Origin of the sequence: Falsiroseomonas selenitidurans (assembly GCF_012103215.1) — a bacterium.
Classification (GTDB): Bacteria; Pseudomonadota; Alphaproteobacteria; order Acetobacterales; family Acetobacteraceae; genus Falsiroseomonas; species Falsiroseomonas selenitidurans.
In genome coordinates this window covers 1-12,576 of record NZ_JAAVNE010000061.1, presented here as the reverse complement: position 1 = coordinate 12,576, position 12,576 = coordinate 1, and the positions used below count along the sequence as shown (strand labels likewise).

At 72.5% G+C, this 12,576-nt stretch carries 14 protein-coding genes; 8 read left to right on the top strand and 6 right to left on the bottom strand.

Features of this window, described 5'->3' with window-relative positions:
- The first annotated feature begins 476 nt into the window (after window positions 1-476).
- The 8 genes from flgE (at window position 477) to HEQ75_RS24225 (ending at window position 8,249) form a co-directional block, all read left to right on the top strand.
- Window positions 477-1,784: a flagellar hook protein FlgE gene (flgE, locus tag HEQ75_RS24260; RefSeq protein WP_168034714.1), complete on the top strand. Its 1,308-nt coding sequence runs from the start codon at window positions 477-479 to the stop codon at window positions 1,782-1,784.
- A gap of 121 nt (window positions 1,785-1,905) precedes the next feature.
- The gene (locus HEQ75_RS24255) at window positions 1,906-2,937 is read left to right on the top strand and encodes an SDR family oxidoreductase (RefSeq protein ID WP_168034713.1); all 1,032 of its coding nucleotides are present in this window, start codon (window positions 1,906-1,908) and stop codon (window positions 2,935-2,937) included.
- 145 nt (window positions 2,938-3,082) lie between these two features.
- On the top strand, window positions 3,083-3,367 hold the full coding sequence (locus HEQ75_RS24250; protein ID WP_168034712.1) for an acyl carrier protein: 285 nt from the start codon (window positions 3,083-3,085) through the stop codon (window positions 3,365-3,367).
- A gap of 21 nt (window positions 3,368-3,388) precedes the next feature.
- Complete coding sequence (locus HEQ75_RS24245) at window positions 3,389-3,844, top strand: 3-hydroxyacyl-ACP dehydratase FabZ family protein (protein ID WP_168034711.1); 456 nt, start codon at window positions 3,389-3,391, stop codon at window positions 3,842-3,844.
- Window positions 3,837-5,066, top strand: a complete 1,230-nt coding sequence (locus tag HEQ75_RS24240; protein WP_168034710.1) for a beta-ketoacyl-ACP synthase — start codon at window positions 3,837-3,839, stop codon at window positions 5,064-5,066. The genes HEQ75_RS24245 and HEQ75_RS24240 overlap by 8 nt, the downstream gene beginning before the upstream one ends.
- Window positions 5,063-6,328, top strand: a complete 1,266-nt coding sequence (locus tag HEQ75_RS24235) for a beta-ketoacyl-ACP synthase (protein ID WP_168034709.1) — start codon at window positions 5,063-5,065, stop codon at window positions 6,326-6,328. Before HEQ75_RS24240 ends, HEQ75_RS24235 begins: the two co-directional genes overlap by 4 nt.
- Window positions 6,328-7,350, top strand: a complete 1,023-nt coding sequence (locus HEQ75_RS24230) for a zinc-binding dehydrogenase (RefSeq protein ID WP_168034708.1) — start codon at window positions 6,328-6,330, stop codon at window positions 7,348-7,350. The genes HEQ75_RS24235 and HEQ75_RS24230 overlap by 1 nt, the downstream gene beginning before the upstream one ends.
- A complete protein-coding gene (locus tag HEQ75_RS24225; protein WP_168034707.1) occupies window positions 7,350-8,249 on the top strand; it encodes a lipid A biosynthesis lauroyl acyltransferase in 900 nt (299 codons plus the stop codon). Before HEQ75_RS24230 ends, HEQ75_RS24225 begins: the two co-directional genes overlap by 1 nt.
- Before the next feature lie 107 nt (window positions 8,250-8,356).
- Here the strand turns inward: HEQ75_RS24225 and HEQ75_RS24220 are convergent, their stop codons facing one another.
- From HEQ75_RS24220 to HEQ75_RS24195, 6 genes are all read right to left on the bottom strand, one after another.
- Window positions 8,357-8,767, bottom strand: a complete 411-nt coding sequence (locus HEQ75_RS24220) for a RidA family protein (RefSeq protein ID WP_168034706.1) — start codon at window positions 8,765-8,767, stop codon at window positions 8,357-8,359.
- Between the two features lie 6 nt (window positions 8,768-8,773).
- A complete protein-coding gene (ychF, locus tag HEQ75_RS24215) occupies window positions 8,774-9,868 on the bottom strand; it encodes a redox-regulated ATPase YchF (protein WP_168034705.1) in 1,095 nt (364 codons plus the stop codon).
- 18 nt (window positions 9,869-9,886) lie between these two features.
- Complete coding sequence (locus HEQ75_RS24210; protein ID WP_168034704.1) at window positions 9,887-10,360, bottom strand: hypothetical protein; 474 nt, start codon at window positions 10,358-10,360, stop codon at window positions 9,887-9,889.
- Window positions 10,361-10,364: 4 nt separating this feature from the next.
- Window positions 10,365-10,934 (bottom strand): aminoacyl-tRNA hydrolase, encoded by a 570-nt coding sequence (gene pth / locus HEQ75_RS24205; protein WP_168034727.1) that lies wholly within the window; start codon window positions 10,932-10,934, stop codon window positions 10,365-10,367.
- A gap of 39 nt (window positions 10,935-10,973) precedes the next feature.
- Entirely contained in the window at window positions 10,974-11,681 is a 708-nt protein-coding gene (locus tag HEQ75_RS24200) for a 50S ribosomal protein L25/general stress protein Ctc (protein WP_168034703.1), read from the bottom strand.
- A gap of 171 nt (window positions 11,682-11,852) precedes the next feature.
- Window positions 11,853-12,576: Tim44 domain-containing protein (locus HEQ75_RS24195; RefSeq protein ID WP_168034702.1), on the bottom strand; the 724-nt coding region annotated here is incomplete at its 5' end.

Here is a 12,576-nt window from a genome sequence, read left to right as displayed (position 1 = left end):
CGGGGCTCCTCCGGCGTTTCGGGGCGAGCCGCCTCGGAAGCTTCCCGGCCAGGCGCCTGCGGCGGGTGGGTGCCGGACCCCTGCGGCGGGTGGGTGCCGGACGCCGGCAGCGGAACCGGCCCCTCCGCGCTGGCGAGCTCGGCGGCGAAGGCGCCGGGCGCCAGGGCGGGTCGGGACCCGGCGGCGGGCGGGTGGGCGGGACCGCTGGGGGAAATTGGCTGGATCATGGGCAAGGGTGAACAAGCAAGGCCCGGGCCAGCCCCGAAGCCCCGCTTTCACCGTGCGGGCACCCGGCGCAGCCTGCCGGGCGGGCATGAATTGCCGAGGCGTTACCGCCACTCCACGCCTTCAGCCTCGCCTCAACGCCTTGTCAAACCTTGCCTCTTTCGCTGGCACGGGCCTTGCGTTGCCCGCCGCACCCCCGGCACGGCACCCCGACGCCGGCACGGCCAACCCGCAGCAGAGGCCCCCGCGCCATGTCGCTCTTCGGCTCCCTCTCCACCGCCGTCTCCGGCATGAACGCGCAGTCCCGCGCGCTCGGCCACATCGCCGACAACGTCGCGAACAGCCAGACCGTCGGCTACAAGCGCCAGGACACCAATTTCGAGGATCTCGTCGCCGCCTATGGTCGCGGCCAGGCCGCCGGCGGCGTGATCGCCAGCGCCGATGCCACCAACGACGTGCAGGGCGCCATTTCCCAGGTCGACAACCCGCTGGCGCTGGCGCTGAACGGCCGCGGCTTCTTCAGCGTGGCGCGGCCCCTGACCACCGCCGGTGGCGGCGCCAGCTTCGATGGCCGCGAGATGTTCAGCCGCGCCGGCGACTTCCAGCTCAACGCCGAGGGCTACCTGGCCAACAGCTCCGGCGACGTGCTGCAGGGCTGGGTCCAGGGCGCGGACGGCACGCTGGATGTCGGCCAGCTGCGCCCGATCCAGGCCGACCGCAACGGCCTGGCCCCCGCCGCGACCGGGGAGATCGTGCTTTCCGCCAACCTGCCGGCCAGCGCCGCGGTCGGTACCGGCGGCACGACGGAGGCGCAGTTCTACGACAGTCTCGGCACGCTGCAGACCATGAAACTCGCCTGGTCGCGCGCCGCGGCGGACAACAGCTGGACGCTGGATGTCAGCCAGCCCGCCACCGCGGCCGGCGGCGCGGCAACGCCGCTCGGCAGCTACACCGTCACCTTCGGCACCAATGGCGCCCCGGCCGGCACGATCGGCGAGGTGCGGGCGGCGGATGGCACCGTGCTCGGCGGCTATGCGCCGGGCACCACGGCCGATGCGGTGATCGACCTGGCCCCGGTCTCCGCCGGCGTGGCGCAGCCCCTGGCGCTGAACCTCGGCCGCTTCGGCGCCGCCGCCGGAGTCACCCAGTATGCCGGTTCGACCTACGAATTGCGCAGCGTGGAGCGCGACGGCGCGCCGGCCGGCGCCTTCGCTTCCATGGCCGTGCAGGATGACGGGCGCGTGGTGGTGAACTACGACAATGGGCAGAGCCGCACCATCGCGCAGGTGCCGGTGGTGACCTTCGCCGACCCGGATGCGCTGGAACGGCTCGACGGCCAGGCTTTCGCCCTGACCGCGGAGGCCGGTCGCCAGCAGGTGGTCGCCGCCGGCGCCTCCGGCTCCGGCACGCTGCAGGCGGCGGCGGTGGAGGGATCGAACGTCGACCTCGCCTCGGAATTCGCCAAGCTGATCGTCGCCCAGCGCGCCTATTCCGCCAGCACCAAGATCGTCACCACCAGCGACGAGATGCTGCAGGAGACGCTCAGCCTCAAGCGGTAGTCGCGGGCAGCAGCGCCCCGGATGCCGCCGGCGGCGGCGGCGCTGTCACCGTCACGGGCCTGCATGCAACCGCCTGGCGCGGCGGGCTTTTCCTGGCGCACGCAGCCAAGGAATGCGCAGCATGACCGACCGCGAGACCCCCTCCGCCGACCAGTCCAACCCGCCCTCCCGCCGCCAGCTCGTCGGCGGTGGCCTGGTGGCCGCCCCGGCCCTGTTCGCCGCCGCCCCGGCGCTGGCCCAGGGACCGGCCGCACAATCCGCCGCCCCGTCCGGGGGGCTGCAGAACCCGCGCACCGAATACCCGCGCCCGCCCTTCCCCCGCCAGGAACAGGAATGGCCCGGCCTGGCTTCCCGCATGCAGCCGCCGCCCGACCATGGGGAGGAAAGCTACAAGGGCAGCGGTCGCCTCGCCGGCCGCCGCGCCCTGATCACCGGCGGCGATTCCGGAATCGGCCGGGCGGCGGCCATCGCCTTCGCGCGGGAAGGCGCGGATGTGGCGATCAACTACCTGCCGGCCGAGCAGTCGGACGCCGATGACGTGGTGCGGCTGATCCGGGAAGCCGGGCGCAAGGCGGTGACCATCCCCGGCGACATCCGCGAGGAGCGCTTCTGCACCCGCCTGGTGGCGCAGGCGCGAGAACAGCTGGGCGGGCTCGACATCCTGGTGAACAACGCCGCGCGGCAGACCGCGCAACCTTCCATCCTCGACATCACCACGGCGCAGTTCGACGCCACCTTCCGCACCAACGCCTATGCGATGTTCTGGATCACCAAGGCGGCGCTGCCGCACCTGCCGGCCGGGGCCAGCATCATCAACACCACCTCCGTCGTCGCCTACGACCCGCCGGCGATGCTGCTGGACTATTCGGCGACGAAGGCCGCGATCATCGCCTTCACCCAGGCGCTGGCCAAGCAGGTGGCGGAACGCGGCATCCGGGTGAACGCCGTGGCGCCGGGGCCGTTCTGGACGCCGCTGCAGCCTTCCGGCGGCCAGCCGACCGATGCGCTGGTGCAGTTCGGCGCGGAATCGCCTTTCGGCCGGCCCGGCCAGCCGGCGGAGCTGGCCCCGATCTACGTCATGCTGGCTTCCGCCGAATCGAGCTACGCCTCGGGTGGCGTCTTCGGCAGCACCGGGGGGCGCCCGGGTCCCTGAGGCCGGCGCGCAGGCACCCGGCCGCGCCGACGCTGGACAAGCCGGCCGGTTCGGGCGAAGAGGCGCGCTTGTATCGCGTGGCAACACGCGCGCCACGTCCCCCGCCCGCGCGGCCAAGCCCGCCTGCCCCCGGAGCCCGCCCCCCATGACGACCCCGGTTTTCGACCGCATCGCGGACATCATCGCCGAGAACAGCGAAGTGGCGCGGGATTCCATCACCCCCGGGGCGCATGTGATCAACGACCTCGGGATCGACAGCCTGGACTTCCTCGACATCGTCTTCGCCATCGACAAGGCCTTCGGCATCAAGGTGCCGGTCGAGACCTGGACGCAGGAGGTCAATGCCGGCACCGCGCCGGCGGAGCGCTACTTCGTCATGGGCAACCTGGCGCAGCGGATCGAGGAGCTGGTGGCGGCGAAGCAGGCCTGAGCGACGGGCGAGGCCGCCGCGATGCGCCTGGAATACTTCCAGATGGTCGACCGCATCCTGGCGGTGGAGGCGGAACGGATCGTCGCCGAGTCGCAGGTGCCGGAGGCCAGCCCGGTCTTCGAGGGGCATTTCCCCGGCCACCCGATCATGCCCGGCGTGCTGCTGGTGGAAACCATGGCGCAGACCGCCGGCTGGCTGCTGCTGGCGATCGAGAAGCTTGAACGCATGCCCTTCCTGCTGAAGGTCAACGGCGCCAATTTCCGCGGCTTCGTCGGCCCCGGCACGGCGCTGCGGGTGGAGGCCACGCGCACCCATGACGGCTCCGGCTATGCGGTTGCCACCGCGCGCATCCTGGCGGAGGGCAAGCGCATCGCCGATGCGGAGCTGACCTTCCGCATCATGCCCTTCCCGGCCGAGGCGCTGCGTGCGGCCATGACCGCCACCGCCCGCCGCATCGGCCTGCCCGGCCATGTCTGAGGCGCCCGTGCCGGCGAGCCCCGCGCAGGAGATCTGGATCACCGGCATCGGCCTGGTCTCCGCCGCCGGGGAGGGTCGCGCCGCGCATCGCGCCGCCCTGCTGGCCACCACCCCGGCGCCGGTCGATACCACCAGCCACGCCCCCTTCCCGCTGCACCCGGCGCCGCCGCTGGAGCTGGACCGGCAGATTCCGAAGAAGGGCGACCAGCGGCAGATGGAGCCCTGGCAGCGGCTGGGCACCTATGCCGCCGGCCTGGCGCTGGACGATGCCGGGGCGCGCGGCCTGGTGGGGGAGATGGACCTCCTGATCGCCGCCGGCGGCGGGGAACGCGACCTGGCGCTGGATGAAAGCGTGCTGGCGGCGCTCGCCGGCCTGCCGGCCGCCGAGGCGGCGACCCGGCTGAACGAATTGCTGGCCGGCGGGCTGCGCCCGACGCTGTTCCTGGCGCAGCTGTCCAACCTGCTGGCGGGCAACATCTCCATCGTCCACGGCGTCACCGGCGCCTCCCGCACCCTGATGGGGGAGGAACAGGCCGGCGCGGATGCGGTGCGCATCGCCGCGGCGCGGCTGGCGGAAGGGCGCGGGCGCATCGCGCTCGTCGGCGGCGCCTTCGTCGCGGCGCGCTGGGACCTGCTGCTGCTGTACCATGCGGGCGGGCTGCTGCGGCAGGGCGGCTTCGCCCCGGTTTTTTCCCGCGCCGAGGCGCCGGGCGCCATCCCCGGCCTGCTCGGCGCCTTCCTGGTGCTGGAGACCGGGGAAAGCGCCCGGGCGCGCGGCGCGCGCGGCCTGGCACGGATTGCCGGCGTGGCCTGCGAACAGGCAAGGCGCGATGCGCGCGGCGGCAGCGCCGAGGCCGCCGCCCGCGCCTTCGCCCGGCTGGCGCTGCCCAAGGGAAGCCAGCAGGAACCCCTGGCGGTGCTGTCCGGCGCCACCGGCATCGCCGCGCCGGCCGCGGCCGAAGCGGCGTTCCTCGCCGGCCTCGGCCGCCCGGTGGCGCTGCGCGCCGCCGGCAGCCGGCTGGGCTGGGGGGCGGAGGCCACCTTCCCCGCCAGCCTCGCGCTCGGCGCGCTGATGCTGGCGGAAGGCCTGGTGCCGCCGCCGCTGGAGGCCGCGGAGGCGCCGCTGGCCGCCGCACCGCGCGACCTGCTGGTGACCGGCTTCGGCGCCTGGCGGGGGGAGGCCCTGGCCCATCTGCAGGCGATCGGGGAGACGCAGGCGTGAGGGACCATCTGGGCCGCCCCATCGTCGCGGTCACCGGGCTCGGCCTGGTCACGCCGCTCGGCTTCGGCGTGGCGCGCAACTGGGCGGCGCTGCTGGCCGGCACCTCCGGCATCCGCCGCATCACCCGCTTCCCAACGGACCACCTGCGCACGACCATCGCCGGCACCGTGGACCTGCCGGAGGAAGCCGAGGGCCCGCCGCTGACGGCGACGCCGCGCGTGATGCGCATGGCGGAGATGGTGGCGGAGGAAGCCCTGGCGCAGGCCGGCCTCGGCGGCGACGGCCGCTTCCCCGGCCCGCTGATGCTCGGCATGCCGCCGGTCGAGGTGGAATGGCCGCACCGCCTGGCACTGGCCGCCAAGCTGGCGCCGGCGGCCGCACGCTACCCGGCGCTTGCCGGTGCCGCCGGCGGCTGGGACGCGCTGTATGCCCAGGCCGCCTTCGCCACGGTGGGGGAACATCTGGCCGCCCGCTTCGGCACCGAGGGTGCGCCCATCGCGCTGACCACCGCCTGCGCCACCGGTGCCTCGGCCATCCAGCTTGGCGTCGAGGCGATCCAGCGCGGGGAGGCCAGCGCGGCGCTGGCCATCGGCGCCGATGGCACGGTGCAGCCGGAGGCGCTGATCCGCTTCTCCCTGCTCTCCGCGCTGTCCACCCGCAACGACGACCCGGCCGGCGCCTCCCGCCCCTTCGAGAAGCATCGCGCCGGCTTCGTGATGAGCGAGGGCGCCGCCTGCCTGGTGCTGGAAAGCCTGGAACACGCCACGGCGCGCGGCGCGGCGATCCTCGGCGTGCTGCGCGGCTGCGGCGAGAAGTCGGACAGCTTCCACCGCACCCGCTCCAACCCCGATGGCAGCGCGGTGATCCGCGCCATGCGCAACGCCATCGAGGATGCCGGGCTGACGCCGGGCGACATCTCCTACGTCAACGCGCATGGCACCGGCACGCCGGAGAACGACAAGATGGAGAACCTCGCCATGCGGGCGGTGTTCGGGGCGGACGCCCCGCCGATCTCCTCCAACAAGTCGATGATCGGCCACACCCTCTCGGCCTCCGGCGCCATCGAGGCGGCGTTCAGCCTGCTGGCGATCCGCGACCAGATCCTGCCGCCGACGATCAACCATGCGGAGCCGGACCCGGCCATCACGCTGGACGTGGTGCCGAACGTGGCGCGGCCGGCTGCGGTGCGGCATGTGCTGTCCAACAGCTTCGGCTTCGGCGGGCAGAATGTGTGCCTGGTGTTGAGCGGGGAGCCTGCCTGATGCGTGCGCTGCGGCTGCATGGCGACCGCGACCTGCGGCTGGAGGCGATCGACGCCCCGCCGCCGCCTGGCGAGGGGGAGGTGCAGCTGCGCCTCCGCGCCGTTTCGCTGAACCATATCGACGTCTGGGGCTGGCGCGGCATGGCCTTCGCCCAACGGACCCTGCCGCTGGCCGTGGGCGCGGAAGCGGCCGGGGAGGTGGTGGCGGTGGGCGCCGGCGTCACCGGCTGGAAGCCGGGTGACCGCGCCGTGCCCTATGGCGCGCGCACCTGCGGCCATTGCGCCGCCTGCCGCGAGGGGCGCGACAATTTCTGCGAGAACGTGGCCGGCGTCGCCGGCTTCCATATCGACGGCTTTGCCCGCGAGCAGGCCAATGTGCCGGCCCGCCTGCTGGTGCGGGTGCCGGATGGCGTGAGCTTCGAGGAAGCCGCCTGCGCCACCGTCACCTTCGGTACCGTGCAGCACATGCTGTTCGACAACGCCCAGCTGAAGCCCGGCGAGACCATCCTGATCCAGGCCGCCGGGTCCGGCATCGGCTCCGTCGCCATCCGCGTCGCCAAGGCGCTGGGCTGCACCGTGATCGCCACCGCCGGCGACGACGAGAAATGTGCCCGGGCCCAGGCGCTGGGCGCCGACCATGTGGTGAACTACACCGAGAAGAACTTCTCCACCGTGGCGCGCCGCGTGACGGGAAAGCGCGGCGTGGACGTGGTGTTCGAGCATGTCGGCGCCACCACCTGGGCCGGTTCGCTGCTGTCGCTGCGCACCGGCGGGCGGCTGGTGACCTGCGGCAGCACCTCCGGCGTCTCGGCCGAGACCAACCTGATGATGATCTTCCAGCGCCAGCTCCGCATCTTCGGCAGCTTCGGCTGCGCCATCCGCAATGTCTCCGACGCGCTGGAGAAGATGTCGCAGGGCATCCTGCCGGTGCTGGACACGGTGGTGCCGCTGGACCGCTTCGCCGAGGGGCTGGAACGGCTGGAATCCCGCCGCGTCTTCGGGAAGATCGTCGTCACGCTCTGATGCCGAGCCTCGCCACCCTGCGGGACGAGACGCTGGCCGCCCTGGTGCGCGGCGGCTTCGCCCTGGTGCGGGCGCTGGGGCCGGACCGCGCCGGGGCGATCGGCGCGGCCGTGGCCCGCAGCTTCGGCCCGCTGACCGGCGCGCACCGCATCGCCCGGCAGAACATCGACGCTGCCTTCCCCGGGAAGACCGCCGCCGAGCGCGCCGCCATCCTGCGCGAGAGCTGGGAGAATCTGGGCCGCACCGCCAGCGAATACGTGCATCTCGGCAAGCTGTGGGATTTCGACCCGGACCGCCCCAATGCCGGCCGCATCGAGCTGGACCAGGCCAGCATGCGGCGCTTCGAGGCCCTGCGCGAGGATGGCCGCCCGGCCATCATCTTCGCCGCCCATCTCGCGAACTGGGAATTGCCGGCCGTCGCCGCCATGCGCCACGGCCTGCCCGCCGCGGCGCTGTACCGCACGCCGAACAACGCCGCCGTGGCGCGGGACATCCTGGCGCTGCGCCGCGGCGTGATGGGGGCGCTGATCCCGGCCGGCCCCGCCGCGCCGATCCGCATGATGGAGGCGCTGGACCAGGGCCTTCACCTGGGCATGCTGGTGGACCAGCGCTTCGGCCGCGGCCCGAAGATCCGCTTCTTCGGGCGGGAGGCCACGGCCATCCCGATCCTGGCCCGCCTGGCCCGGCGCTTCGACTGCCCGATCCATGGCGCGCGGGCCATCCGCCTGCCCGGCGGCCGCTTCCGGCTGGAGTTGACGGAGGCGGTTGATCTGGCGCGGGACGCCAAGGGCCAGGTGGACATCCAGGCCGCGACCCAGCAGGTGAACGACATCGTCGAGGGCTGGATCCGCGAACACCCGGGCCAGTGGCTGTGGCAGCACCGCCGCTGGCGGATGTAGGGATCCGTGCCGTCTCGGGTCCATGCCGGATTGCCTCCGCGGCCGTGGCCAGCGGCCCGCCGGCCGCCCGGCGCCTGAGGGCATCACAGAAGGATGAACGGCCGCGCTCAGCCGCCGTTGGTCGCAGGCTTCCAGGCCACCAGGTCGATCTCCACCAGCGCGTCCCGGGCCAGGCCGGTGACGCCGATGCAGGTGCGGGCGGGCAGGCGATCCGGCGGGAAATAGCCGGCATAGACGCGGTTCATCGCCGCGTAGTCGCGCTGGAACTCGGTCAGGTAGATGCGCGCCTGCACCACCTCCGCCAGGCTGAAGCCGGCGCCTTCCAGCACGCGGATCAGGTTCGCCATCACCTGCCGGGTCTGCGCCTCCACCCCCTCGGGCAGCGGCAACGCGTTATCCGCCGGGTCGGTCGGCATCTGGCCGGTCACCAGCAGCCAGGGGCCGGCGCGCACCGCATGGCTGAAGGGGGCGACGCGGTCCGGCCCTTCCGGCAGCACCAGGAACAGCGGCTGCTCCATGCCCGCCTACACGTTGAAGCGGAACAGCAGGACGTCGCCGTCCTTCACCACGTATTCCTTGCCCTCCACCCGCATCTTGCCGGCTTCCTTGGCGCCCTGTTCGCCGCCCAGGCTGGTGTAGTCGTCATAGGCGGTGGTCTCGCAGGCGATGAAGCCACGCTCGAAATCGCCATGGATGACGCCCGCCGCCCCCGGCGCCTTGGTGCCGCGGATGATGGTCCAGGCCCGCGTTTCCTTCGGCCCCACGGTGAAATAGGTGATCAGCCCGAGCAGTTCGTAGCCGGCGCGGATGATGCGATCGAGGCCGCTATCCGCCAGGCCCAGGCTTTCCAGGAAGTCGGTGCGGTCGGCTTCCGGCATCTGGCTGATCTCCGCCTCGATGGCGGCGGAGACGATCACCGCCTTGGCGCCCTGCGCCTTCGCCATGGCGAAGACCTTCTCCGCATGCGCGTTGCCCGTCGCGGCCGACGACTCTTCGACGTTGCAGACATACAGCACGGGCTTGCTGGTCATCAGCTGCAGCCGGCGGACCGCCTCCTCCTCCCCCTTCGGGATGGCGGTGCGGGCCGGCTTGCCCTCGGCAAGGGCGGCCATGATGGGCTCGATCAGCGCCAGCTGCGTGGCGGCTTCCTTGTCGCCGCCGCGGGCCCGCTTGGTCAGGCCATGGGCGCGCTTCTCCAGGCTGTCGAGATCGGCCAGCATCAGCTCCGTCTCGACCGTCTCCGCATCCCGCACCGGATCGACATTGCCCTCGACATGGGTGATGTCGTCATCCTCGAAGCAGCGCAGCACGTGGATGATGGCATCCACCTCCCGGATGTTGGCCAGGAACTGGTTGCCCAGCCCCTCGCCCTTGGAGGCGCCGCGCACCAGGCCGGCGATGTCGACGAATTCCAGGCTGGTGGGCAGGATCTTCTGCGACTTGCCGATCTTTGCCAGCACGCCCAGCCGCGGATCCGGCACGGCGACGCGGCCGACATTCGGCTCGATCGTGCAGAACGGGTAGTTCGCCGCCTGCGCCGCGGCGGTCTGCGTCAGCGCGTTGAAGAGCGTGGACTTGCCGACATTGGGCAGGCCGACGATGCCGCAGTTGAAACCCATGGGAAGCGATCCGTTCGGTCAGCCCTGACCCTGCGCGAGCAGGGCGCAGAGATCGGTGGCGAGGGTGGAGGCGGCGATGCGCGCCGCCGCGTCATCGGTGCGGAAATCCAGCGCCGCGGCGCGCAGGAAGGGCGACAGCGTGGCGGGCGGCAGCCCGACCTTGCGCGCCGCCTCAGCGATGCGCAGCGCGTGGTCGGCGGGGGCGCGGGATTCCGCCAGCAGCGCCGCGGCATCCAACACCAGCGCGGCGCGCAGCGCGGCTTCGCCGGCGGTGTGCAGCACCATGCGCTGGCGGCGGATGTCGGACAACGCCTCCCCGCCCGGAACCCCGGGCGGATTGGGCGTGGCGGTGGCGCGCAACGCGGCGGCGGCGGCGGCCAGGTTCTGGCCCTCGCGGATCAGCCCGGCGGCCAGGGCCGCGGCGCCATTGGCGAAATCCTCGGGTCCCGGGCCGCCGAATCCGCCATCGAACACATCATCGTCCTGTTCCACGGCCCTATCCTTCCTGCGTCAGCAGCGCGATGCGCGTCATGAAGGGCTCCGGCTGGCCGTCGGCCAGCAGCGGCGCGGCATCCGCCAGCGCGTCCAGCAGCGGTTCCACCCAGGTATCCACCTTGGCGAAATTGCCCAGCACATGGCCGGTGACGCGGTCCTTGTGGCCGGGATGGCCGATGCCCAGGCGGACGCGCCAGAAATCCGCATTGCCGAGGGCGCGCTGCATGTCGCGCAGCCCGTTATGGCCGGCGGTGCCGCCACCCTTCTTCACCCGCACCTTGCCGGGGGCGAGGTCGAGTTCGTCGTGGAAGGCCCAGATATCGGCCGAGGCCAGCTTGAGGAAGGCGGCGGCCTGCTGCACCGCATCGCCGCTGGCGTTCATGTAGGTTTCCGGCTTCAGCGCCAGGATCTTCTGGCCGCCGAGGCTGCCTTCGGACACCTGGCCCTTGAAGCGCTTGCGCCAGGCGGAGAAGCCGTGCCGCCTGGCGATCGCGTCCAGCGCCATGAAGCCGATGTTGTGGCGCTGCCGCGCATGTTCCTGCCCCGGATTGCCGAGGCCGACCCACAGCAGTGCCACGCCATCGTCCCCCTGTTTGTCCCCCTGGGCGGATTACTTCTTCTTGGCGGGCGCGGCCGGGGCGGCGGCGCCCTTGGCCGGGGCGGCCGCCTTGGCCGGCGCCTTGGCCGGCGCCTTGCCCTTGCCCTTGGCGGGTTCCGGTGCGGCAACCACCGGCGCGACCTCCTCCTCCACCATCGGCGCGGCGATGGAGGCGATCATGAAGTCGCGGCCGACGATGCCGGGGCGGGCACCGAAATGGTCCTTGATGGCCGACCAGCGCAGGCCGTCGCCGATCTTGGCGTTCAGCAGGTCGATCTCGAAATGGTCCGGCACCTTGTCGGTCTCGGCCAGCACCTCGACCTCGCGCCGCACCACGTTCAGCACGCCGCCCGCCTTCAGCCCGGCGGAGGTGTCCTCGTTCAGGAACACCACCGGCACGCGCACGCGGATACGGGCGCCGGGCGCCACGCGCTGGAAATCGATATGGATCGGGCGATCCGTCACCGGGTGGAACTGCACCTCGCGCATGATGGTGCGCTCGGTCGGGCCGTCCTTCACCGCCACCTCATACAGGTGCGACTGCCAGCCGCCCTTGATGAGTTCCTTCATGATGTCGCGCGGGTCGAAGGCCACCAGGGTGGCCTTCTGCTTCGCCCCATACACCACGCCGGGGACCAGCCCCTCTCGCCGGGTCGCGCGCGCTGCCCCCTTACCTGCTTCGTCGCGCGCCACGGCTTCGATCCGCACTGTCTGGACCATTGCCAGGCTCCTTCAGATGAATAATGCGCCCGCGGGTCCGGCACGGCCGGGGCGGGCGCAAAGAAAATGCGCCGGCCTCCAGGGGTGCCGACGCAGCGGGGACGCCTAGCCGATGCGGGGGTGGGAAGCAAGGGCGAAGGGGGTCGCCTCCCCTTCGCCCCGCCGCCGGGATCAGCCGGTCTGCTGGATCGCCGACAGGCGCCAGGCCTCGCCCGGGAAGCGCGTGTAGGTGAGGATTTCCGTCACCGTCTGGCGCTCCGTCGGATGGCCCTCGACCACCTGGCCGCTGGCATCGGTGGTGACGTCGACGATGGAATAGCGCATCGCCACGGTGGCGAAGTGGCGCCCATCCTCCTGCCACGCCTCGGACAGGTCGCCGGCTTCCAGCTGCGTGCCGCTGGTCACGTTGGTCCAGCCACGGGCGCGCAGATCCTTCAGGTCCTGGGCGAAGTAGTTGGTCATCTCGGAGGTCGAGAGCCGGCGCAGCGCCTCCAGGTCCTGGCGCGACCAGGCATCGTTCACCGCATGCAGGTTCTGCTCGAATGCCTGGTAGTCGGCCTCGACGATCTGCAGCGGCGTGGTGGCGGCGGCGGCCGAAGCGGCCGGCATCGGGCCGCGCGGGGCAGCCCCGCCGGCACCCATGCCGCCCGCAGGCGGCCGCTGGCCGGCGGCGCCCTGCATGTCGCGGGCATAGGCGGCCGGGCCGGCGGCGGTCGCCGGGCGGCGGCTGCGGATCATGCGCATGACCAGCCAGATCACGCCGCCGATCAGCGCCACCTGCAGCAGCAGGCCGAGGATGGAGGCGAAGCCGCCCAGCCCGCCGAACAGGCCGGCGCCGAGGAACATGCCGATCAGGCCGGCGCCCAGCAGGCCGCCCATCAGCCCGCCCCGCATG